Origin of the sequence: Streptomyces tendae (assembly GCF_008632955.1) — a bacterium.
GTDB lineage: Bacteria > Actinomycetota > Actinomycetes > Streptomycetales > Streptomycetaceae > Streptomyces.
In genome coordinates this window covers 2,919,223-2,942,246 of record NZ_CP043959.1, presented here as the reverse complement: position 1 = coordinate 2,942,246, position 23,024 = coordinate 2,919,223, and the positions used below count along the sequence as shown (strand labels likewise).

The following is a 23,024-nucleotide window of genomic DNA, read 5'->3' as shown; positions in this document are numbered from 1 at the left end:
AGCCGCCCAGGTGCGTGTGGCTCGCTGCGGGCACGCGTCCGGCGTGGTGGTCGGCCTGGTCAGGCGTTCTGCTTCCGCGGGTGCAGGTCGAGTGTGATGTGCGGGTCGAGCGCGTGCAGGAAGTCGGGGGCGTCGAAGATCTCGCCGGCTGAGGCGACGCCGACGGTCCTGGTGCGGCCGGTCAGGACGCGTTCGAGAGCCTCGGTGACGAGGGGCGCGGTGACGGCGTAGATGTCCTGGCCACTGGCCGTGGCCCGGCGTTCGGCTCCGCCGGAGCGGACGACGACGTCGACGAGGAAGGTCTGGTTCGAGCGCCCGCGCTCGTCGGCGGCGGTGGGGGCCGGCGTGTGAGGGGCGGCGACGTCTCGGGCCGCCTCGGCGCTCATGTAGGTGGTCACCTCAGGGATGGAGAGGTGCTGGGGGACGGTGACGACGTCCGCCATCGTGAACTCCCCGATCACCGGCCGGGATCCCATCGGTTCCGGGAAGGTCCACTCCAGGGTGGGCGCGGCGTCGGTGCGGCGCTCCCACTGTCCGCCGCTGTAGCGCAGGCGGTGGGCGCCGCGCCGCTCGCGGGAGACCGCGCCCGAGAGCCGGGTACCGGCGGTGGGGTGCCAGTCGCTGAGGGCGTAGGCGATGTGTGCCTCGTCGGCCTCGGTCCAGTCGCCCATCGCCGTGGTGGTCAGCAGGTCGCCGAGGCCGCCGAAGAAGGCCATGGCCGGGACGATCACCGCTTTCGCGTCCCGGGCCCGCTCCCGGTAGCGGGCGAAGGTGTCGAGGTTGGCCTCGAGCTCGGCGGCGACGTCCAGGTAGGGGATCCCCGCCCGGAGCGCGGCCTCGACGACAGGGCCGGTGGTCGACGCGAAGGGGCCGGCGCAGTTGATGACCGCCGCCGTGCCCGCCAGGGCCCGATCCAGCGAGGCCGGGTCCTCGACCGACGCCACCCGGGCCTCCTGCCCGTGTTCGCGGGCCATCTCCTCCAGGGTCCGCACGTTGCGCCCGGACAGCACCGGGACGAAACCGCGTGCGGCCAGCTCCGCGACCACGAACCGCCCGGTGTGACCGTAGGCGCCGAACACCGTCACCAGCTGACCTGACCCCATGGAACTCTCCCGTGTGCTCGAACGCCCGCCGCGAGGTCGATCCGCTGCGGCCTGACATCCCCATCCTGTCCCTCCGGCAGCGCCGCGCAGGAGTGTCGGAAACGACATGTCACGTACAGTTCCGGACATGCCCTCCGTTGCGCTGGCCGTCACCGACGGCATGCTCCACTACGAACTGTCCGTGGCTCTGGAGGTCTTCGGGGCCGACCTGACCCACGTCGTGGACCCCTGGTACGACTTCTCCCTCTGCGGGAGCGGTCCGGTGTCCGTGGACCGCTTCCGCCTGGAACCCGACCGAGGACTCGACCACCTCGCACACGTGGACACCGTGATCGTCCCCGGCTGGGCCGACACCGACCGCGACCCGCCCGCCGAGCTGGTCGAGGCGGTACGTGCGGCCCACGCGGCAGGTGCCCGCGTGGCCTCACTGTGCACGGGCGCTTTCATCCTGGGCGCGGCGGGACTGCTCGACGGCAGGCGCGCCACCACGCACTGGGCCCACACACGGGAACTGGCCCGGCGCCACCCGGCGGCCGCCGTCGACCCGGACGTCCTCTACGTCGACAACGGCGACGTCCTGACCTCCGCGGGCAAAGCCGCCGCCATGGACCTGTGCCTGCACCTGGTCCGCCTCGACCACGGCTCGGCCAACGCCAACAAGATCGCCCGACGCCTGGTCACCCCGCCCCACCGGGACGGCGGCCAGGCCCAGTTCATCGCCACGCCCCTCCCCGCCCCGGGCAACCATCCCCTGGGGGAACTCTTCCCCTGGGTGCTGGAGCGGCTGGACCAGCCGCTGACCGTGGAGGACCTGGCCCGTCGAGCCGGCATGAGCTCACGTCACCTCGGCCGCCATTTCAAGCACCTCACCGGCACCACGCCACTGCAATGGCTGCACACCCAGCGCCTTCGCCACGCCCAGGAACTGCTGGAGACCACCGACGCCACCGTGGACACCATCGCCGCGGTCACCGGCATGGGCACCGCCACCACCCTGCGCCGCCACTTCCACCGCAGCGTCGGCGTCCCGCCCGACGCCTACCGCCGCACCTTCCGTCCGTGAGGAGCGCCCAGGCCCTCACTGCAAGGAGAACAGTTCCCGGACAGGTGCCGGCACCGCGGGACGGGCTCAGGCGCGCCGGTCAGGTCGTCCGGGCGGTGAAGGCCCGGTAGGCCCGGTCGTCGAAGAGGACGAAGGTCACTTCCTCGACCGCCGTGTCCGTCGCGCGGACCGTTTCCACGGCGATACGGGCCGCGTCGTCCAGCGGCCACCGGTAGACGCCGGTGGAGACCGCGGGGAACGCGACCGTACGGGCGCCCAGTTCGTCGGCGACGCGCAGCGACTCCCGGTAGCAGGAGGCCAGCAGCGCGGAGCGGTCCTCGCTCTCGCTGTACACCGGCCCGACCGTGTGGATCACCCAGCGGGCGTCCAGCCGGCCGGCGGTCGTGGCGACCGCCTGCCCCGTGGGCAGCCCCCTGCCGTACCGGGAGGCGCGCAGGGCGCGGCACTCGGCGAGGATCTCCGGGCCGCCCCGCCGGTGGATCGCGCCGTCCACGCCGCCCCCGCCGAGCAGGGACGAGTTGGCCGCGTTGACGATCGCGTCTGCGCTCCGGCGGGTGATGTCGCCCTGGACGAGGGTGAGGGTGGGGGTCATGTCTGGCGGAGCCTCCTCCACACCGCCTTGGCGGCGTTGTGCCCCGGCATCCCGTGCACGCCCGGACCGGGCGGGGTGGCCTGCGAGCAGATGAAGACGGCCGGGTGCGGCGTCGTGTACGGGGAGAGGGACAGCTTGGGACGCAGCAGGGTCTGGAGCCCCGAGACCGCGCCGGTGGCGATGTCGCCGCCGACGTAGTTGGCGTTGCGGGCGGCCAGTTCGGGCGGTCCCGCGGTGGCGCGGGCCAGCACGCGGTCGCGGAACCCCGGGGCGAAGCGCTCCAGTTGGCGCTCGATGGCGTCGGTGAGGTCGCCCGTCCAGCCGTGCGGGACGTGGCCGTAGACCCAGAAGACGTGCTTGCCCGCCGGGGCGCGGGTGGGGTCGACGACCGAGGGCTGGACGGTGATGAGGAAGGGCGCGTCGGGGGCGCGGTTCTCCCGGGAGGCGGCGCGCAGCGCGGCGCCGATCTCCGCGCTGTCGGCGCCGATCTGCACGGTCCCGGCGGTGCGCGCCTCGGGGGCGGTCCACGGCACGGGCCCGTCCAGCGCGTAGTCGATCTTGAAAACGCCGGGGCCGTAGCGGTAGCGGGCGTAGTGGTCGCCGAAGCCGGCGATGCGGGCCAGCGCGGTGGGCGAGGTGTCGAAGACGTACGCCCGGGCCGGCGGCAGGTCGTCGAGGCGCTTGACCTCGTAGTCGGTCTGGACGGTGCCGCCGAGTTCGCGCAGGTACCCGGCGAGGGCGTCGGAGAGGGCCTGGGAGCCGCCGCGGGCGACGGGCCAGCCGCGGGTGTGCGCGGCGAGGGCGAAGACGAGGCCTATGGCCGAGGTGGCGAAGCCGCTGAGCGGGGCCATCACATGGGCGACGAGGCCGGCGAAGAGGGTGCGGGCCCGCTCGTCGCGGAACCGCCGGGTCAGCCAGGTGGACGGGGGCAGGCCGACGAGGCCGAACCGGGCGAGGGTGACCGGGTCGCGCGGCAGCGCGGTCAGCGGCAGCGACATGAAGTCGCGGACCAGGGTATCCCACCGGGGCAGGAACGGCGTCACGAGGCGGCGGTAGGCGCCGGCGTCGCGCGGTCCGAAGGAGGCCGCCGTCTCCGCGACGGACCGGGACAGTACGGCCGCCGTGCCGTCCGGGAAGGGGTGCGCCATGGGCAGCTCCGGGTGCAGCCACTCCAGGCCATGACGCTCCAGGGGCAGGGCGCGGAAGGCGGGCGAGCTGACGGCGAGGGGATGGGCGGCGGAGCAGGGGTCGTGCCGGAAGCCCGGAAGGGTGAGTTCCTCGGTGCGGGCGCCGCCGCCGACGGTGTCCTTGGCCTCGAAGAGGGCCACCGAGAAGCCGCGCCGGGCCAGCTCCACGGCGGCGGTCAGCCCGTTCGGCCCCGCCCCCACCACGACCGCATCGAGCATCGACGGCACCTTCGGACTCCTTCGTCAGCCGACGGCCACTTGAGGATCAGGATATGCCCGGCCGTGAACGATCTCGGCGGGCCTTCGGTCACACGGCCCGGACCGGGCCCCGCGTCCGGTGAGGGATCCGGGATCCGGCGACCGCCGTACGGCGGTCAGACGGCGCGCGACAGCAGCTCCACCACCCGCCGCGCGGTGGCCTCGTCGCGGGCCGCGGTGAAGGGCAGCGTGTTGCCGCCGCGAATGTCGTAGGGCCGCCCCGCGCGGGTGAGGTGGGCGCCGCCCGCCTCCTCCACCAGCAGCAGTCCGGCCGCGTGGTCCCAGGCCAGCTCCCAGTTGAACGCGGTGGCGTCCAGCTCGCCGCGGGCCACGGCCAGGTACTCCAGGCCCGCCGAGCCGCAGGGGCGTGGGGCGACGCCGTCGGTGCGCAGGCCGAGCAGGGCGCGCTTCTGCTCGTCGGTGGTGAAGTCGGGATGGGAGGTGGCGACGCGCAGGTCCCGGCCCGCCTCCGGGGAGCCGGAGCGCAGCGGCTCGCCGTCGAGGCGGGCGCCCTGTCCGCGGACGGCGGCGGCCAGCAGGCCGCGGGCGGGCGCGTAGGTCCAGGAGGCCCGCACCACGCCGTCGAGGGCGAGGGCGACCAGGGTGCAGAAGCCGGGCTCGCCCCGCACGAACTGGCGGGTCCCGTCGACGGGATCGACGATCCAGACCGGCGCCCGGCCCCGTATCGCCTCGTAGGAGGCCGGGTCGGCGTGCACCGCCTCCTCGCCGACCACCGCGGAGCCGGGCAGCAGGAGGGGCAGCTGCCGGGTCAGGTACAGCTCGGCGCCGCGGTCGGCGTCGGTGACCAGGTCGTGCGGTCCGCTCTTGCGGTCCACCTCGTGCTCGGCGAGGCGGCGCCAGCGCGGCATGATCTCCCGCGCGGCGGCCTCACGGACCGCTTCCTCCACGTCGTGGGCGTGCCGGGCCAGGAACTCGTCGATGGTTGCGTCGGTGTCGATCACTCCTCCATGAGAGCACGTGTCACCGACAGCCCCCGCCCCGCCCGGGGCGATCTCGGGTGCGCGCGGGCCGGAAATGGGCTGCCCGCCCCGTGGTCCATGGGCTCAGCGGCCCACCGCGTACCCCTGCCCGCCGCGCGGGTTGGCGGCCGCGGAGAGGACGCCGGTGTGCGGGTCGCGGGCCACCGCGCACAGCCGCCCCTCGGACCAGGCGTCGCCGACCGTGACGTCGTGGCCGCGGCGGCGCAGCTCCTCGACGACCTCGGGGTCGGTACGGGACTCGACGGTGACGCTGCCGGGCCGCATGCCGCGGGGGTGGAAGGAGCCGGGGAAGCTGTCGTTGTGCCAGTTCGGGGCGTCGATGGCGCCTTGGAGGTCGAGTCCGCCGCGCACCTTGGCGCGCAGGGCGACGGCGAGGAAGAAGTGGAGCTGCCACTGGTCCTGCTGGTCCCCGCCGGGGGTGCCGAACGCCATGACGGGCACCCCGTCGCGCAGCGCGAGGGACGGGGTGAGCGTGGTGCGGGGGCGGCGGCCCGGGGCGAGGCTGTTGGGCAGCCCCTCCTCCAGCCACGTCATCTGCAGCCGGGTGCCGAGCGGGAAGCCCAGTTCGGGCACGACGGGGTTGGACTGGAGCCAGCCGCCGCTGGGCGTGGCCGAGATCATGTTGCCCCAGCGGTCGACGATGTCGAGGTGACAGGTGTCGCCGCGGGTGGAGCCGTCGGCGGAGACCTCGGGTTCGCCGGGCACCGGGGAGGTGGGGCTCTTGGCGACGGTGGGCTCTCCGGCGCCCGGCGCGCTCGCGGCCTCGCGTCCGGTGGCCGCGAGGCGGGCGAGGGCGGCCAGCCGGGGGGTGCGGCCGCCGGGGCTGCCGGGGCGCAGTGCGTGGGAGGCGCGGGGGCCCACCCTGGTCCGGCGTTCGGCGTTGTACTCGGCGGACAGCAGGTCGTCGAGCGGCACCTCGGCCGCGTCGCCGTACCAGGCCTCGCGGTCGGCCATGGCGAGCTTGCAGTTCTCGATCAGCAGGTGCAGGTAGGCGGCGGAGCCGTACGGCGGCAACTCGGGCGGGAGCAGGGCGAGTTGCTGGAGCAGCACCGGTCCCTGGCTCCAGGGTCCGGCCTTGCACACGGTCCATCCGCCGAAGTCGTACGTCACCGGGTCCTCGTAGCCGGCGGACCAGGCGGCGAGGTCGTCGGCGGTCAGGGTGCCGGTGTGGTGCTCGCCGCTGGTGTCCAGGGTGGGGCGGGCGGACTGCCGCAGCAGCGCCTCGGCGACGAAGCCGGTGCGCCACACGTCCCGGGCCGCCTCGATCTGCGCCTCCCGGTCGCCCGCCCCGGCGACCTCGGCGAGCAGCCGCTTCCACGTGGCGGCGAGGGCGGGGTTGCGCAGGAGTTCACCGGGGCGCGGCGACCGGCCGCCGGGGAGGTAGACCTCGGCGGAGGTGGTCCACTCCGTCTCGAACAGCTCGCGCACGGTCTCCACGGTCTCGCCGACGCGTTCCACGGGCGGGTGGCCGTCCTCGGCGTAGCCGATGGCGTACTTCAGGACGTCGGCGAGGGGCTTGGTGCCGTGGTCGCGCAGCAGGAGCATCCAGGCGTCGAAGGCGCCGGGCACGGCGGCGGCGAGCGGTCCGGTGCCGGGGACCAGGTCGAGGCCGAGCGACCGGTAGTGGGCGACGGTGGCCCCGGCGGGGGCGACGCCCTGTCCGCACAGCACGCGCACCTCGCCGTCGGCCGGTGCGAGGAGGATCGGCACCTCGCCGGCCGGGCCGTTGAGGTGAGGTTCGACGACGTGCAGCACGAACGCCCCGGCCACGGCCGCGTCGTAGGCGTTGCCGCCGTCCTCGAGGACGGCCATGGCGGACTGGGAGGCCAGCCAGTGGGTGGAGGACACCATGCCGAAGGTGCCCTGAAGGGTCGGTCGGGTGGTGAACTGCATTCCCTGCCCTCGGTGTTCGCGTCGTCCGGCCCCGTCCGTCACCGCCCGGTCCGGGCCGGCCGGCCTCGGCCACTGCCGCACGCAGGGTAAGCGCGTGCTGCCGGGGTACGCCACCCCCGGGGCCGTACGGGGCTGCCCGTTGGCCGGAGTGAAGCCGGACCGCGAAGAGGTCTAGACCCCATACGTCTTACGTCTTACCGTCGGTGGTCGGCAACATCCTCGCGCACAAGCCGATTTCCCGGTCCGTACCCATGCTGGAGGTCTCGTGGGAAGACGCATGACAACCCTGACGGTGCTCGGCGCGTGCTTCGCGCTCGCAAGCACCCTGACGGCGGGGGCGCCCTCGGCCGGAGCCGCGCAGGCGGGTCCGCGCGCGGCCGCCCCCCTGCCGCCGGTGACTCCCGTCCCGCAGTCGATGTCCCGCGCCGGTGACGACGTCCCCGTCACGGGACGCGTGATCGTCGTGGCGGACGCGGACACCGACGTCCCCGCGCGCACCCGTCTCGTCGCGGAGCTGAAGGGGCACGGCGCCGACCGGGTCGACGTCGTCACGCCCGGGAACGTCCCCCGCGCCGCGGCCGGTGTGCTGACCGTGCGGCTCGGCCCGGCGGCCCGCCCCGACATGGCGGAAGGGCTCGCCGGCACTGCCGTACCCGACCACGCGGAGGGCTACGCCCTGCGGGTCGGTCGGGCCGGTCGGGGCGCCCAGGTCGTCCTGGGCGGCACGGACGGCGCCGGCCAGTTCTACGCCGTGCAGACGCTGCGGCAGTTGTTCGTCCGCTCCCCGGGCGGCGGCTGGAAGGTGGCCGGCGCCCAGGCCGGCGACTTCCCGTCGATGCCGCTGCGCGGCACCATCGAGGGCTTCTACGGACAGCCCTGGACGCACGCCGAGCGCCTCGACCAGATGGACTTCTACGGCGACGTCAAGGCCAACACGTACGTCTACGCGCCCAAGGACGACCCGTACCACCGGGGCAAGTGGCGCGAGCCCTACCCGGCGGACAAGCTGGCGGAGCTGGGCGAGCTGGTGGAGCGGGCCACGGCGAACCACGTGCGCTTCACCTTCGCCGTCTCGCCGGGTGAGTCGATCTGCTACTCCGACCCGGCCGACCGCAAGGCGCTCAAGGACAAGCTCCAGGCGCTGTACGACCTGGGCACCCGCGCCTTCTCCGTCCCCCTCGACGACATCGACCACAGCCGCTGGAACTGCGAGGCCGACCGGGCCGCGTACGGCGAACCCGGCACCGGGGCGGCCGGGCTGGCGCAGGCGGACCTGCTCAACGACGTGCAACGCGGCTTCGTCGCCACCCACGAGGGTGTGTGGCCCCTGCAGATGGTGCCGACCGAGTACTACAACCACACGGAGTCGGCCTACAAGCGGGCCCTCCGGGAGGAATTGGACCCCGCGGTCGAGGTGATGTGGACCGGGGTGGGCGTCGTGCCCACAGGGATCACGAACGAGGACGCGGAGCAGGCCGCCAAGGTTTTCGGCCGCAAGGTGTTCGTCTGGGACAACTATCCGGTCAACGACTTCGGCAACACCGGCGGACGGCTGCTGCTCGCGCCGTACGACAAGCGGGAGGCGGGCCTCTCCGACCACCTCTCCGGCGTCGTGGCCAACCCCATGAACCAGCCGTACGCCAGCAGGGTCGCCGTGTTCGGCACCGCGGACTTCGCCTGGAACGACCGCGCGTACGACGCGGGCCGCAACTGGCGCGCCGCCATGTCCTACCTGGCGGGCGGCGACGCGAAGGCCACCGGCGCCCTGCTGGTCTTCGGCGACCTGGAGCACATGGCCCCGACCTTCGGTGACACCCCGTGGCAGCCCCAGGCCCCCGAACTCGCCCGGCGCGTCCAGCGGTTCTGGACGGCGTGGGACGAGGGCGACCGGACCGGCGCGGTGCGGGCCCTGCGCGCGTACGCCACCGCCGTGGAAGACGCGCCGGCCACCATCCGTTCCGGTGCCGTGGAGCGGGGCTTCGCCGTCGACGCGGCGCCCTGGCTGGACGCCACCGAACTGTGGGGCACGGCGACGGTGCGGATGCTCGACGCGCTCGCGGCGCGGCAGGCCGGGGACCGCGAGACCTCCGACCGGCTGCTCGCCGAGTCGGGCGAACTGCAGCGGCAGGCCCGCGCCGTGCGGACCGACCCGCCGCGCAACGCGTGGGGCGCGGTTCAGCCCAAGGTCGGTGACGGGGTGCTCGACGCCTTCCTCACCCAGGCCGAACTGCGGCTGCGGCTGTGGGACTCCACGGGCGGCGCGCGGAACCTGGCACCCGAGGGGACGGCGTCCGCCTCCAGCGTGGAGCAGGACCTCGACCGGCTGGCCGCCCGGTACGTCAACGACGGCCGTCCGGACACGCGTTGGGCGTCCGGCTACGCGGACGACGCGTGGGTGCAGATCGAACTGGCCGCGCCGACGAAGGTCGCCGCGGTGACCGTGGCCTGGGAGAGCGCCTGCGCGACGGAGTACGCCGTGCAGACGTCCGTGGACGGGACGACCTGGCGGACCGGGTCCACGCAGCGTCCGGAGTCCTGCGGCAACGACGTCGTCCGGCTCCCCGCGGACGAGGCCGTGCGGTACGTCCGTGTGCAGGGCGTCGAACGCAGGACGACGTGGGGCTACTCGATCTACGAGCTGGGCGTCTACGGGACGCCCGCCTCCTGAACCCGTGACAAGGGGCAGCCGCCCGGAGGTGTCTCCGGGCGGCTGCCCCTTCCACCCGTCCGCGCTCAGCCGGACGTGAGCCCGGCGACGAACGTCGCGGTCAGCGCGGTCGGGGCGGTGATGGCGGTGCCCACGACGACGCCGTGCGCACCCGCCGCCAGCGCCGCGGCGGCCTGCTGCGGCGTCGCGATGCGGCCCTCGGCGATCACCGGCACGGCGAGCGCACCGGCCAGGTCGGCGACGAGGGCGAGGTCCGGCGCGGTCTGCACCGGCGATCCGGGAACGTAGCCGGAGAGGGTCGTCCCGACGAAGTCGGCGCCCTCCTCGGCGGCGTCACGGCCCTCGTCGAAGGTGGACACGTCGGCCATGACCAGGGCGCCCGCCTCGTGCACGGCCTCCACGAGGTCGGCGAAGGTGCTGCCGTCGGGGCGCGGGCGGGTGGTCGCGTCGGCGGCCACGACGGCGGCCCCGGCCTCCACGAGCGCGAGCGCGTGGCGCACGGTCGGCGTGATGAGGACGCCGCTGTCGCCGTCCTTCCACAGGCCGATCACCGGGAGATCCACGGCCGCGACGGTGGCGGCGACGACCTCCGGGTCGTTGACGCGTACGGCCGCCGCGCCGCCGGCCCGCGCGGCGAGGGTCATGCGGACCAGGGTGTCGGTGTGCCGCATCGGGTCGCCGGGCGGGGCCTGGCAGGACACGATCAGTCGGCCCTTCAGGGCGTCGGCCAGGGGCAGGGTCATCGCGGTGCTCCGGTGGTGCGGTCGGGGTGGTGCAGGGGCAGGGTCGAGGTCAGCGCGGCCGCGCCGAGGACCCCGGTGTCGGGTCCGCCCCGCGGCGGTACGGGACGCAGCCCCTTGAGGGGCGGCATGAGTTCACCGGTGAAGGCGGCGTGCAGGGCGTCCAGGTACAGGGCGCCGATGCGGGGCACCCCGCCGCCGACGACCACACGGTCGGCGCCGAGCGCGTTGGCGAGTCCGCCCAGGGCGCGGCCGGTGGCCTCGGCGCCGAGGACGACGGCGGCGACGGCGTGCGGCTCGCCCCGGGCGGCGCGGGCGGCGACCGTCTCCAGGCGCTCGGCGGGGGTTCCGCTCATGCGGGTGTAGTGGGCGGTGATGCCGGGGCCCGCCGCGATCGCCTCGAGGTGGCCGGTGGCACCGCAGGTGCACGGCAGTCCCTCGGCCTCGGGGCTCGGCAGATGGCCGAGGTGCCCGGCGACGCCGGCCGCTCCGTGCAGCATCCGCCCGTTCACGGCGACGGCGCCGCCCACGCCGGTGCCGACGGCGGCGTAGATCATCACGGACGCCTCCCGCCCGCGGCGTCCGGTCAGTTCCGTGGCCGCCGCCGCGCGCACGTCGTTGTCGCAGGCGACGGGGAGGCCGGTGCGGGTGGCGAGTCCGGCGGCCAGGCCGGTGCCGGCCCAGCCGCGGATGGTGTCGGTGGCGCTGGTGACGGTTCCGGTGGCGGGGTCGACGACCCCGGCGGCGGCGACACCGATCGCCGCGGCTTCCCGCGTCCGTACCGCGCGGGCGGCTCTGCCGAGGGCGTCCAGCACGACCTCCGCGCCCTCGGTCGCCGGGGTGGGCAGGAAGTGCCGGTCCAGGACGGTCCCGTCGGGGGCGACCAGGGCAGCGGCGATCTTCGTGCCGCCCAGGTCGAGGCCGATCACCGGAGCGTCGTCCGGACGCCGTCCCCGTATGCGTCCCCTCATCGGACCGGCAGCAGGCCGGCGCCGCGCAGCCGCTCCTCGACGAAGGAGACCGACGCGTCGCCCAGCTGGATCTGCGGGGCGGCGGTGGTGCCCTCGGCGAACACCCCGAGCAGGCGCAGCGCGTGCTTGAAGGCGCCGATGGCGGACGCGTTGCGGCCCATCTCGCTCTCCGGTCCGGCGTCGACCATGCCGAACAGCTCCACGAGCCGCTCCTGTTCCTTCCCTGCGCGGTCGAGGTCACCGGCGCGCACCGCGTCGTAGAGGCGTACGTAACCGGCCGGGTCCACGTTGCCGAGGCCCGGTACGACGCCGTCGGCGCCGGCCAGCAGGGCGGCGTCCACGGTGAGTTCGGACCCGGTGAGGACGCTGAAGCCGGGGGCGGGGCCGTCGGCGCGGCCGTGGCGTCCGCCGAGCTCGACGAGGAGCCGGCGCAGGCCGCCCTCGTCGCCGCTGCTGTCCTTGAGGCCGGCGAGGGTGCCGTCCTCGGCGAGCTCGCGGACCAGGGCGACGGAGAGCTTGCTGTGCACGGAGACCGGGAGGTCGTAGGCGTACAGCGGCAGGTCGACGCGGGAGCGCAGGGTGCGGAAGTGGTGCGCGATCTCGACGGGGTGGGTGCGGGCGTAGAACGGCGCGGTCGCGACCAGGGCGTCGGCGCCGGCCTCGCGGGCGGCCTCCGCGTGGACGAGGACGCGGGGCGTGGTCATGTCGATGACACCGGCGAGCACGGGGACCCGCCCGGCGACGGCCTCGACGACCCTACGCAGGACGGTCTCCCGCTGCCGGTCGGTGAGGAAGGCGACCTCACTGCTGGAGCCCAGGGCGAACAGCCCGTGCACTCCCCCGCTCACGAGGTGCTCCACGTGCCGGGTGAGGGAGGCGGTGTCGATCTCGCCCGACGCATCCAGGGGGGTGCAGACGGGCGGGACGACGCCGCGGAGGGGCTGGGACGAGGACATGGGTGTCTCCTGGGCTGTGCGGATGGTGGTACGGGGGCCCCGGGCCGCCCGCCGCCGCGTGGCGTGCGGGCGGCCCGGGGCGCCGGGGTCAGGACGTGGTCACGGTGAGGGTGCCGTCACCGTAGGACCGCTGGCTGCCGCGGACGAGGTAGGCCGCGGTCGTCGGCGCGGCGCCCGCGGTGGCGTTCGCCGGGACGGTGACGGGGATCTTCATGTTGGCGCCCTGGCCGGGCTTGAGCGCGGGCACGGTGACCGTGGGGGCGCTCCAGCCGGACGGCAGGGTCAGCGAGACCGAGCCGGAGGGGAGGTCCCTGTCGTTCTGACTGACGACGCGGACGGTCACCTCGGTGGTCCTCCCGGCGGGCAGGGACGCGGGCGGGGTGACGGTGACGGGCGCGCAGACGCCGCCGAGCCACTGCACGTCGAAGGAGGAGTAGGTGATGTGCTGGTAGTTGGCGCGCTCCCAGAGCAGGCCCACCCGGTCGTTGCCCGCGGTGCCGGTGCCGAGCGGCGTGAGGGTGGAGTAGGCGGCGGCGCCGGACTCCACCGTCTTGCGGACCGGCCAGTTCTGCCCGTTGTCGCAGGACAGGCGGACGGTGAGGTTGCTGCGGCTGTTGGTGGTCGCCGTGTTGCTGAACATCAGCCACTGGGCCCGGGGATGGGTGGCCGGCACGTCGGGTGCGAAGCGGGCGACGGACCCGTTGTTGGCGGGGTCGGGCAGCTCCTTGTCCTGCTGGAACGGCGTGTAGGTGACGCCGCCGTCGGAGGAGTACGCGACCGTGCGGTAGGGGGCGGAGCGGTTGTTGAGCATGATGCGGCCGTCGGACAGCTCGACGGTCTTGTTCTCGTCGCCGCCGGGGCCGACGGGCGTGCCCATTTTCCAGGTGGCGCCGTGGTCGTCGCTGTAGGCGCTGACCGCGTAGTTGGCGCCGTTGTTGCGGATGGCGTACTGCTGGATCAGGCGGCCCTTGTAGGTGCCGTTGCGCACCTGGATGCCCTCGCCGGAGGCGGCGAACATGCCCGCCCAGGCCGGGTTCTTGATCTCGGCGGTGATCCGCTCGTGCGTCCAGGTCAGGCCGTCGTCGTCGGAGTAGCTGTAGTCGGCCTGGAGGACGTTCGGGTCGCTCTCGTCGTTGCCGGTGCCCGAGCCGAAGAAGCCCTGGTTCACGGAGGCCGCGTAGAAGACGAACACGCGGCCGGTCTCACGGTCGACGAGGAGGCTGGGGTCGCCGAAGCCCTTGGGCGCGGCCTCCTTGCGGATCACCTGCTGGGCCTGCCAGGTGGTGCCGCCGTCGGTGCTGCGGCGCAGCACCACGCCGAGGTTGCCGGGCAGGTCGCCAAGGGTGGGGCGGGCGTCGTAGGCGGCGAGCAGCGTGCCCTTGGTGGTGCGGGTCAGGGCGGGGATGCGGTAGTACGGGGAGCCGCTGCCGGCGGTGGCGATGTCCTGCGAGACGAGCGTGCCGGGTGCGGGGACGGCGGCCTGCGCGGCGGGGGTGCCGGCGACCAGGAGGGCCAGGGCGGCGCCCGCGGTGGTGACGGCGAGAGTGGCTCTGCGCTGCATGAACGTGCCTCTTCTCGGTGAGGGGTCAGGCGAGCTGGGGATCGTGCAGGGTGGAGACGCCGGGGTCGGCGGGCCGGGAAGTGGAGAACAGCGCCCGTACCCAGGCGAGTTGTGCGCGCCGGTGGTGTCCGGCGCCGCCCTCGTGGCCGTTGAACTCGTAGACCTTGAGGTCCTTGGCGCCGCCGTAGAGGTGGTAGGCGGCGAAGCAGGTGGAGGGCGGGCAGACGGCGTCCATCATGGCGATGGAGAACAGGGCCGGGGCGGTGGCGCGGGCGGCCAGCAGGGCCGCGTCGACGTAGGACAGCGTGGTGAACACCGTCTCGACACGGTCGCGGTGCAGGCTCAGGTACTCCGCGATCTCGGTGTAGGGCGGTGCGCCGGCGATCAGTGCCGCGCGGCGGATGTCGCACAGGAACGGGGTGTCGGGCATGACGCCGGCGAGTCCCGGGACGAGTCCGGCGACGGCGAGCGCGATGCCGCCGCCCTGGCTGTGTCCGGTGACGACCACGCGGTCCGGGTCGACGGCCGGGTGGGCGCGGGCGGCCTCGGTGAAGCGCACGGCGTCGGTGTGGACGCGCCGGTAGTAGTGGTCGTCGGGGCTGTCGACACCGCGGGTCAGGAAGCCGGGCACGTCGCCGTGCAGGGAAGCGGTGTCGGGGGTGGCGCCGGCGGCGGTGGACCAGCCCTGGCCGCGGGTGTCCATGATGAAGTGGGCGTAGCCGGCGTTGGCCCAGAGCACCTGCTCGTGCGGCAGTCCGCGGCCGCGCCCGTAGCCGAGGAACTCCACGACGCAGCCGAGCGGCCCCACGGCCCCGGCGGGCAGGTGCAGCCAGCCCCGCACCGGTTCGCCCGCGAAGCCGGGCACGGTCACGTCGTAGGTCGTCACCTGGGTCAGGCCCGTGACCTCAAGGGTGTAGCGCGGGGGTGCGCCGGCCGCGCGCGCCGTGCGCAGGGTGCGGGCCCAGAACGCGTCGAGGTCGGCGGGTTCGTCGAGGTCGGGGCGGAGTGCGAGGCACTCGGCGAGGGTGAGGTCCGTGAGCGGCATGGAAGGGCCCCGGTGGGGTGAGGCGTGCGCGCGGCGCAGCGCGGTGACGGGCAAGAGCAGACGTCTGATGTCTGCTGTCCTGGGACCCTAGAGACCGGGCACACGGCCGTCAAGTGCCCCCGAGAAGCGGAGACCGCCCCCACGTGACGGACGGGACCGCGCCTCCATGGCGTCGGGATCGCCCCGCCCCCGCAAGGGAACGGCGGATGCGGCCCCCGGCGACTGGGGCCGCATCCGCCGTGTCGGCGCCGGTCAGCGGCGCGCCCGGGCCTCCGCGATGCGCTGCCGCACGGGCTCGTAGTGCTCGCTCAGCGCCGCGGCGAACTCGGCGGCGTCCCGTTCGCGCACCGCGTCCACGATGCGCTGGTGGTTGGCGATGGTGGCCGCCTCGTGCTCGTGCGTGAAGACGTCGAGGTGCGGCGCGACGATGACGTAGACGTCCCAGAACGCCGAGGAGAGCTGGCCGATGAGGTCGTTGCCCAGAGGTGCGAGCAGCAGGGTGTGGAAGGCGCGGTCGGCCTCGACGAAGCCGTGCCCCTCTCCGGCGCCGGCCCGGCGCATCTCGTCGACCAGCCCGGCCAGCCGGTCGATCTGCTGGTCGCTGAGCGCCTCGACGAGCCGCTCGGCCATGCCCCGCTCGAACAGCTCACGGACCTCAATGAGGTCGCTCATCACCTGGAAGTCGTCGTCCGGGCTGAGCAGTCCGCGGAACGCCAGGCTCTCCACCAGCGCGGACAGGCTCAGCCTGCCCACGTAGGTGCCGTGCCCGTGCCGCACCTCGACGATGTCGAGGGCGGTGAGGATCCTGATCGCCTCGCGCACGCTGGAACGGCTGGCACCGAGCGCCTCGCACAGGGCGGGCTCGGTCGGCAGCGGGTCGCCGGGGCGTAGCTCGTTGCGCAGAATGTACGACTTGATCCCGTCCACGACCTCCTGGCGCAACGGCTGTCGCACCGCCTTGGGTTCCGGTTCGGCACCCCGAATCGCCCTTTGTCCCACCGCCACCTCTTGACCCCTCTCCCTTGCCCGACTACGTTCCCACGCTATCAAGCATCAGACATCAGACGTCTGATGCATCTCGGCGAGATACGTTCACGCCCGAGCGTCGTACAGAATCAGCCATTCCGCTTCCTCGCCCGTCTTTGACTCCCGCCAGGAGGGTTCCTTGACCCCGCGCAGCGCAACCGGCGTCGACCGCCGCACCTTCATGAGATACACCGGCGCCCTCGGTGCGGCGACCGCCATCACCGCGGGCCTGTCCGCCTGCGGCGGTCCGGGCAGCACCGGTGACGGCTCCGGTGGTTCCGGCGGCGGCACCGACACCATCGAAGCGGGGCTGTCGTACCCGCTCTCCACGGGCTTCGACCCCATGGTCACCTCCGGCGCGACCCCGTTCGCCGCCAACATGCACATCTTCGAGGGTCTGGTGGACCTCGACCCGGCCACGCTGGTCGCCCGGCCGACGCTGGCCACCGAGATGCCGAAGAAGATCAACGCCACCACCTACCGGGCGACCCTCCGCAAGGGTGCCACTTTCCACGACGGCTCGCCGGTCACCGCCGAGGACGTGGTGTTCAGCTTCGAGCGGGTCCTCGACCCGAAGAACGCCTCGCTCATGGCGCAGTTCGTGCCCTTCGTCGACCAGGTGACCGCGGTCGACACGACGACGGTCGAGTTCAAGCTGAAGTACGCCTTCGCCCTCTTCCCCTCGCGGATATCCGTGGTGCGGATCGTGCCGAAGAAGATCGCCGGCGCCGACGCCAAGGCCTTCGACGCCAAGCCGGTCGGCTCCGGTCCCTACCGCTTCGTGTCGGCGGTCCGCGAGGACAAGATCGTCATGGAGGCGTACGACAAGTACAACGGCCCGCACCCCGCCAAGGCCAAGAAGATGGTCTGGCACCTGATCTCCGACCCGTCCGCCCGGGTCAGCGCGCTCAAGTCCGGCCGGGTCCAGGCCATCGAGGACGTGCCCTACATCGACGTGAAGGGCATCACCGGCAAGGACAAGGTGGAGTCCGTCCAGTCCTTCGGCCTGCTCTTCCTGATGTTCAACTGCAAGGACAAGCGCTTCGCGGACAAGCGGGTGCGCCAGGCCCTGCACTACGCGCTCGACACCGAGAAGATCATCTCCACCGCCCTGCTGGGCAACGCCGAGGCCGCCACCGGCTACGTGCCGGCCACGCACCCCGACCACCGCGAGGCCGCCACCGTCTACGGCCACGACCCGGCCAAGGCCAGGAAGCTGCTCGCCGACGCGGGCGTGGGCAAGCTGTCCTTCACCCTGCTGCTCACCGACAACGGCTGGGTCAAGGACATCGCTCCGCTGATCAAGGAGAGCTGGGCCGCGGTCGGCGTCGAGGCCAAGCTCGACATCCAGCAGTCCGCGGCGCAGTACGCCAAGATCGACAAGGGTGACTTCGAGGCCCTGGCCGCGCCGGGCGACCCGTCCGTCTTCGGCAACGACGCGGACCTGCTGCTGCGCTGGTTCTACTACGGCTTCTGGCCGGAGAACCGCTACGGCTGGGCGGGCAGCGCCGCCTACAAGAAGGTCAAGTCGCTGCTGGACAAGGCCGCCGCGGAGGCCGACGAGGCGAAGCGCACGGAACTGTGGGCCCAGGTGACCGACACGGTCGCCGACGAGGCCGCCCTGTACCCGGTGCTGCACCGCAAGCTGCCCACCGCCTGGCGGGACGGGACGCTGCCCGGGTTCAAGCCGCTGCCCACCACCGGGCTGTCCTTCATCGACGTCGGCCGCGCCTGACCCGCACGCCCCGGCCGACGGGCCGCCGCGCCGTGACGGGCGGCGGCCCCCGCCCCAATCGCTAGGAACCTCACGATGGTTGCTTTTCTCCGGCTCGCGCTGCGCCGCGTCGCGATGATGCCGGTGATGATCCTCGGCATCGCCCTGCTGGTCTTCGTCGTCCTGCAGTTCTCGCCGGCCGACCCCGCCTACAACGCCCTCGGAGACAGCGCGAGTCCCGAGGCACGTGCCGCGTTCGCCGAGGAGAACGGTCTCAACGACCCGCTGCCCGTCCGGTACTTCGCCTTCCTCGGCGATCTGGTGCAGGGGGACCTCGGGGTCACCGTGGCGCCCAGCCAGCCGGTCGCCGACCGGATCGCCAACGCGTTCCCGCTCACCCTCCAGCTGACGCTGCTCGGCCTCACGCTGGCCATCGTGCTGGCCCTGGCCCTCGGCGTCACCAGCGCCGTGTACCGCGACCGCTGGCCCGACCAGGTCTTCCGGGTGCTGTCGATGATCGGCATCGCCCTGCCCTCGTTCTGGATCGGTGTCCTGCTCATCCAGCAGTTCGCGCTGAACATGCCGGTCCTCCCGACCGGCGGCTACGTCAATCCGGCCGACTCCTTCACCGGCTGGCTGCAGAGCCTCACCCTGCCCGCCGTGGCCCTCGCCCTGCCGGTCGCCTCCTCGCTGGCCCGGCTGATCCGCACCTCGATGGTCGCCGAACTCGACCGGGACTACGTGCGCACCGCCCGCGGCAGCGGCCTGCCGCCGTCCCTGATCATCCGGTCGGTGCTGCGCAACTCCCTGATCACCCCGCTGACCGTGCTCGGCGTCAAGGTGGGCTACATGCTCAGCGGCGCCGTGGTCATCGAGGCGATCTTCGACCTGCCCGGCATGGGCAAGCTGATCCTCGAAGGCGTCAACGGGGGCGACGTGGGGCTGGTCCAAGGCACCGTGCTGACCATCGCCGTCGCGTTCCTCGTGGTCAACGTCGTCGTCGACCTGCTCTACCTGCTCGTCAACCCGCGCATCAGGACGGTGTGATGTTCGCTCCACGCTCCCTCGCCGAGCGGCTCCGGCCCGGCACCCGCCTGCGTCGCCTGCCCGTGCCCTCCCGGATCGCCCTCGCGGTCCTCCTCGTCGTCGTGCTGGGCGCCGTCTTCGCACCGCTGCTCACCCAGGACCCGCTCGCCACCGGCACCCCGGCCCTGCCGCCGGGCGCCGACCACTGGTTCGGCACCGACCGGGCCGGCCGCGACGTGTTCGCCCGCGTCGTGCACGGCGCCCGCTACTCCCTGGTCATCGGGTTCGGCGCGACCCTCCTCGCGCTGGCCATCGGCTCGTCCCTGGGCGCCCTGGCGGCCACCTCGCGCAAGTTCGCCGACGAGTCGGTGATGCGCACGCTGGACGTCGTCATGTCGTTCCCGCCGATCGCGCTGGCCGCCGTGCTGGTGGCCGTGTTCGGGGCCAGCGTCCCGGTCATCATCTTCACCATCGCCTTCGTCTACTCCCCGTCGCTCGCCCGGGTCGTCCGGGCCAACGTGCTGGAGCAGTACGGCGAGGACTACGTCGCCGCGGAGCAGGTCGTCGGCGCCCGCCGCCACTACATCGTGGCCCGGCACGTCGCCGTCAACTGCGCGGCTCCGGTACTGGTGTTCGCGACCGTCATGGTGGCCGACTCGATCATCTTCGAGGCGAGCCTGTCCTTCATCGGCGCGGGCGTGCAGGACCCCGACCCCAGCTGGGGCAGCGTGCTGGCCTACGGCCGGCAGATCCTGCTCTCCGGCGGCTGGTGGGCGACCCTCTTCCCGGGCCTGTGCCTGCTGATCACGGTGCTCGCGCTGAACGTCCTGTCCGAGGGCATGACGGACGCCGCCGCCTCCCCGGACAAGGCCCGCGCCGACGGCGGCGACACCGTCGAGAAGATCGCCGCCGCCGAGCCTGCCGCCGACCGGACCGCCGCCGACGCCGCGCTCACCGAGCTCGCCACCCGGATCGAGGCCACGGAAGGCGCCGTGCCGCCGCTGGCCGAGGACGCCGCCGACCTGCTCGTCGTACGCGACCTGTCGATCCGCTTCCCCGACCGCTACGGCGACATCGCCGTCGTCGACGGCATCTCCTTCACCGTCCGCGAGGGCGAGACGCTGGGACTGGTCGGCGAGTCGGGCTGCGGCAAGTCGATCACCAGCCTGGCCGTCATGGGCCTGCTGGCGCGCAACGCCGTGGCGACCGGCGAGATCCTCTACCGGGGCCGTGACCTGCTGAAGCTGTCGCCCCGGGAGCGGCGCGCCCTCATGGGCCCGGAGATCGCGATGGTCTACCAGGACGCCATGTCGTCGCTGAACCCGTCGGTGCTGATCGGCACCCAGCTCAAGCGGCTCACTTCCCGGGGCGGCACCCGGACCCCGGCCGAACTGCTCGAACTGGTCGGCCTGTCCCCCGAGCGCACCCTGCGCAGCTACCCGCACGAGCTCTCCGGCGGCCAGCGCCAGCGCGTGCTCATCGCGATGGCGCTCTCCCGCAGCCCGCGGCTGCTGATCGCCGACGAGCCGACCACGGCGCTCGACGTGACCGTGCAGGCCCAGGTCGTCGAGCTGCTGGTGAGGCTGCGCGACGAACTCGGCTTCGCCATGGTGCTGGTCTCGCACGACCTGGCCCTGGTCGGCGACCTCGCCCACCGGGTCGCGGTCATGTACGCCGGGCAGGTCGCGGAGGCCGGTGACACCCGGGCGCTGCTGACCGACCCGGCGCACCACTACAGCCGGGGCCTGCTGGGCTCCGTCGTCTCGCTGGAGGCGGGCGCCGAGCGGCTGCACCAGATCCGCGGTGTGGTGCCCGCGCCGAAGGCGTTCGGCGCCGGCTGCCGGTTCGTCTCGCGCTGCACCGCCGCCACCGAGCTGTGCGCCACCACCCCGCCGCGGGCCACCGACCGCGGCGACTCCCCCGACCACCTGTTCGCCTGCCATCATCCGGCGCCCGTGCGCCCGTCGGCCAAGTCGCTGGAGGGTGCCCGATGACCGCCCCCGAGGAAACCATGACGGACCCGCTGGTCCGGCTCGACGGCATCCATGTCCGGCACAAGGCGCGCAGCGGAGGCATCCTGCGCCGGGACGCCGTGCACGCCCTGACCGACGCCTCGCTGGAGGTCCGGCGCGGCGAGATTCTCGGCCTGGTCGGGGAGTCGGGCTGCGGCAAGTCCACCCTGGCCCGGGTGGTCACCGGGCTCCAGCGTCCGACCGAGGGTCAGGTGTACTTCAAGGGCCAGGACCTGTGGACGATGCCGGCGGCGGAACGCCGCAGCCGCTTCGGGGCAAGCGTCGGCGTGGTCTTCCAGGACCCGTCCACCGCCCTGAATCCGCGCCTTCCGGTACGGCGGATCCTGCGGGACCCGCTGGACGTGCACGCCCGGGGCACCCGCGCCGGGCGTGAGCAGCGCGTCGAGGAGCTGCTGGACCTGGTGGGCCTGCCCGGGCACACCCTGGGCGCGCTGCCCGGCCAGCTGTCGGGCGGGCAGCGTCAGCGGGTGGCGATCGCCCGCGCGCTGGCCCTGGAGCCGGAGCTGATCGTCGCCGACGAGCCGACCAGCGCCCTGGACGTGTCGGTGCGCGCGCAGATCCTCAACCTCCTGGTGGACCTGCGCGCCCGGCTCGGTCTGGCGATGGTCTTCATCTCCCACGACGTGCAGACCGTGCGGTACCTGGCCGACCGCATCGCGGTGCTGTACCTCGGCCGTGTGGTGGAGGAGGGCCGGTCCGCACAGGTCACGGGCGGCTCCCGGCACCCGTACACCGAGGCGCTGCTGTCGGCCACGCCGAGTCTGCTGGAGCGTCCGGAGCGGATCGTGCTGCACGGTCCGGTGCCCTCGGCGACGAACCCGCCGTCCGGCTGTCCGTTCCGCACCCGCTGCTGGAAGGCGGACGACGCCTGCGCCACCGTGTTCCCGGCCGTCTCCGACGGCCCGGACGGCCACCGCTGGCACTGCGTCCACCCGCAGCCGGCCGCCGGGCCCGACACCGTCCCGGCCGCCCACGCGGTCTGACCGCCGACACCGGCGGGGCCGGGATCCGTCCCCCACCCCGTCGGTGTCGGCGCCGGCGGGGAACGGGGGAACATCTCCCTTCCCGCCGGTGTTGGCGACCAGGGGTACAGGAGAGGCGGAGTCGTGCACGGTGAGTACAAGGTCCCCGGCGGCAAGCTCGTCGTCGTGGACATCGACGTGGAGGACGGCGCGCTGCGTCACGTGCGCGTGGCGGGCGACTTCTTCCTCGAACCCGACGAGGCACTGGACGCCGTGAACGGCGCCCTGGAGGGCGCCCCGGCCGACACCGACGCCGCCGGTCTCGCCGCGCGCATCGACGCCGCCCTGCCCCAGGGCACCGTGATGTACGGGCTCACCTCGGAGGGCGTCGGCATCGCGGTGCGCCGCGCGCTCGCGCACGCCACCGACTGGACCGACTACGACTGGCAGCTCGTCCACGAAGGTCCCCAGCCGCCCGCGTTGCACATGGCCCTGGACGAGGTACTGACCGCCGAGGTCGCCGCGGGCCGGCGGCCTCCGACGCTGCGGGTGTGGGAGTGGGCCTCCCCCGCGGTGATCATCGGCAGCTTCCAGTCGCTGCGCAACGAGGTGGACGCCGACGGCGCCCGCCGGCACGGCGTCGACGTGGTGCGCCGCATCTCCGGCGGCGGGGCGATGTTCGTGGAGCCCGGCAACACCATCACCTACTCGCTGTCGGTGCCGGAGGCCCTGGTGCAGGGCCTGTCCTTCCAGGACAGCTACGCCTACCTCGACGACTGGGTGCTCGGCGCGCTCGGCGACATGGGCATCAAGGCCTGGTACCAGCCGCTGAACGACATCGCCACCGACCAGGGCAAGATCGCCGGCGCCGCGCAGAAGCGGATCGTGGGCCCCGGCGGCGGACCCGGCGCGGTGCTGCACCACGTGACGATGTCGTACGACATCGACGCGGACAAGATGCTCGAGGTGCTGCGCATCGGCAAGGAGAAGCTGTCCGACAAGGGCACCAGGAGCGCGAAGAAGCGGGTGGACCCGCTGCGCCGGCAGACCGGCCTGGCGCGCGAGGAGGTCATCGGGCGGATGGTCGATTCCTTCCGCGCCCGGTACGGCCTGACGGAGGGCAAGGTGACGGACGAGGAGCTGTCGCGCGCGCGGGAACTCGTGCGGACGAAGTTCACCTCGCCGGAGTGGGTCGCCCGGGTGCCCTGACGCTCAAATCCCCCTA

Annotated in this window: 18 protein-coding genes; 7 read left to right on the top strand and 11 right to left on the bottom strand. The window is 73.5% G+C overall.

All coding sequences use genetic code 11. The annotated features are described in order from the left end of the window. Positions 1-59: 59 nt before the first annotated feature. On the bottom strand, positions 60-1,103 hold the full coding sequence (locus F3L20_RS13645) for a saccharopine dehydrogenase family protein (RefSeq protein ID WP_206338892.1): 1,044 nt from the start codon (positions 1,101-1,103) through the stop codon (positions 60-62). A 127-nt stretch (positions 1,104-1,230) separates the two neighbouring features. Here F3L20_RS13645 and F3L20_RS13640 point away from each other — a divergent pair, with 127 nt between their 5' ends. Next, positions 1,231-2,166: a helix-turn-helix domain-containing protein gene (locus F3L20_RS13640; protein WP_150154623.1), complete on the top strand. Its 936-nt coding sequence runs from the start codon at positions 1,231-1,233 to the stop codon at positions 2,164-2,166. Between the two features lie 79 nt (positions 2,167-2,245). Here the strand turns inward: F3L20_RS13640 and F3L20_RS13635 are convergent, their stop codons facing one another. From F3L20_RS13635 to F3L20_RS13620, 4 genes are all read right to left on the bottom strand, one after another. Continuing rightward, complete coding sequence (locus F3L20_RS13635) at positions 2,246-2,758, bottom strand: O-acetyl-ADP-ribose deacetylase (RefSeq protein ID WP_145826418.1); 513 nt, start codon at positions 2,756-2,758, stop codon at positions 2,246-2,248. After that, positions 2,755-4,164: a phytoene desaturase family protein gene (locus F3L20_RS13630; protein ID WP_150154622.1), complete on the bottom strand. Its 1,410-nt coding sequence runs from the start codon at positions 4,162-4,164 to the stop codon at positions 2,755-2,757. The genes F3L20_RS13635 and F3L20_RS13630 overlap by 4 nt, the downstream gene beginning before the upstream one ends. Positions 4,165-4,319: 155 nt before the next feature. Next, positions 4,320-5,165 (bottom strand): inositol monophosphatase family protein, encoded by an 846-nt coding sequence (locus F3L20_RS13625; protein ID WP_150154621.1) that lies wholly within the window; start codon positions 5,163-5,165, stop codon positions 4,320-4,322. A gap of 102 nt (positions 5,166-5,267) precedes the next feature. Then, the gene (locus F3L20_RS13620) at positions 5,268-7,097 is read right to left on the bottom strand and encodes a gamma-glutamyltransferase family protein (protein ID WP_150154620.1); all 1,830 of its coding nucleotides are present in this window, start codon (positions 7,095-7,097) and stop codon (positions 5,268-5,270) included. A gap of 277 nt (positions 7,098-7,374) precedes the next feature. On the opposite strand from F3L20_RS13620, the gene F3L20_RS13615 reads away from it, so the two are divergent. Further along, on the top strand, positions 7,375-9,765 hold the full coding sequence (locus tag F3L20_RS13615) for a beta-N-acetylglucosaminidase domain-containing protein (protein WP_150154619.1): 2,391 nt from the start codon (positions 7,375-7,377) through the stop codon (positions 9,763-9,765). A gap of 65 nt (positions 9,766-9,830) precedes the next feature. Here F3L20_RS13615 and F3L20_RS13610 read toward each other — a convergent pair whose 3' ends face one another. From F3L20_RS13610 to F3L20_RS13585, 6 genes are all read right to left on the bottom strand, one after another. After that, positions 9,831-10,508, bottom strand: coding sequence for an N-acetylmannosamine-6-phosphate 2-epimerase (locus F3L20_RS13610; RefSeq protein WP_150154618.1), 678 nt, complete (start codon positions 10,506-10,508; stop codon positions 9,831-9,833). Further along, positions 10,505-11,476: an ROK family protein gene (locus F3L20_RS13605; protein WP_150154617.1), complete on the bottom strand. Its 972-nt coding sequence runs from the start codon at positions 11,474-11,476 to the stop codon at positions 10,505-10,507. Before F3L20_RS13605 ends, F3L20_RS13610 begins: the two co-directional genes overlap by 4 nt. Continuing rightward, positions 11,473-12,432 (bottom strand): dihydrodipicolinate synthase family protein, encoded by a 960-nt coding sequence (locus F3L20_RS13600; protein WP_150154616.1) that lies wholly within the window; start codon positions 12,430-12,432, stop codon positions 11,473-11,475. Before F3L20_RS13600 ends, F3L20_RS13605 begins: the two co-directional genes overlap by 4 nt. An 88-nt stretch (positions 12,433-12,520) precedes the next feature. Beyond that, positions 12,521-13,993 carry an exo-alpha-sialidase gene (locus F3L20_RS13595; RefSeq protein WP_150154615.1) on the bottom strand — a complete coding sequence of 491 codons (1,473 nt, stop codon included), beginning with the start codon at positions 13,991-13,993 and terminating at the stop codon, positions 12,521-12,523. Positions 13,994-14,018: 25 nt separating this feature from the next. After that, a complete protein-coding gene (locus F3L20_RS13590) occupies positions 14,019-15,038 on the bottom strand; it encodes an acetylxylan esterase (protein WP_150154614.1) in 1,020 nt (339 codons plus the stop codon). 252 nt (positions 15,039-15,290) lie between these two features. Next, on the bottom strand, positions 15,291-16,043 hold the full coding sequence (locus tag F3L20_RS13585) for a FadR/GntR family transcriptional regulator (RefSeq protein WP_150154613.1): 753 nt from the start codon (positions 16,041-16,043) through the stop codon (positions 15,291-15,293). A 202-nt stretch (positions 16,044-16,245) separates the two neighbouring features. On the opposite strand from F3L20_RS13585, the gene F3L20_RS13580 reads away from it, so the two are divergent. The 5 genes from F3L20_RS13580 (at position 16,246) to F3L20_RS13560 (ending at position 23,008) form a co-directional block, all read left to right on the top strand. After that, on the top strand, positions 16,246-17,799 hold the full coding sequence (locus F3L20_RS13580; protein ID WP_150157321.1) for an ABC transporter substrate-binding protein: 1,554 nt from the start codon (positions 16,246-16,248) through the stop codon (positions 17,797-17,799). 75 nt (positions 17,800-17,874) lie between these two features. After that, positions 17,875-18,825 carry an ABC transporter permease gene (locus F3L20_RS13575; protein WP_150154612.1) on the top strand — a complete coding sequence of 317 codons (951 nt, stop codon included), beginning with the start codon at positions 17,875-17,877 and terminating at the stop codon, positions 18,823-18,825. Beyond that, a complete protein-coding gene (locus F3L20_RS13570) occupies positions 18,825-20,798 on the top strand; it encodes a dipeptide/oligopeptide/nickel ABC transporter permease/ATP-binding protein (protein ID WP_150154611.1) in 1,974 nt (657 codons plus the stop codon). Before F3L20_RS13575 ends, F3L20_RS13570 begins: the two co-directional genes overlap by 1 nt. Continuing rightward, the gene (locus F3L20_RS13565) at positions 20,795-21,820 is read left to right on the top strand and encodes an ABC transporter ATP-binding protein (RefSeq protein ID WP_240810892.1); all 1,026 of its coding nucleotides are present in this window, start codon (positions 20,795-20,797) and stop codon (positions 21,818-21,820) included. The genes F3L20_RS13570 and F3L20_RS13565 overlap by 4 nt, the downstream gene beginning before the upstream one ends. A 123-nt stretch (positions 21,821-21,943) precedes the next feature. Next, on the top strand, positions 21,944-23,008 hold the full coding sequence (locus F3L20_RS13560) for a lipoate--protein ligase family protein (RefSeq protein WP_150154610.1): 1,065 nt from the start codon (positions 21,944-21,946) through the stop codon (positions 23,006-23,008). Positions 23,009-23,024: the final 16 nt, after the last annotated feature.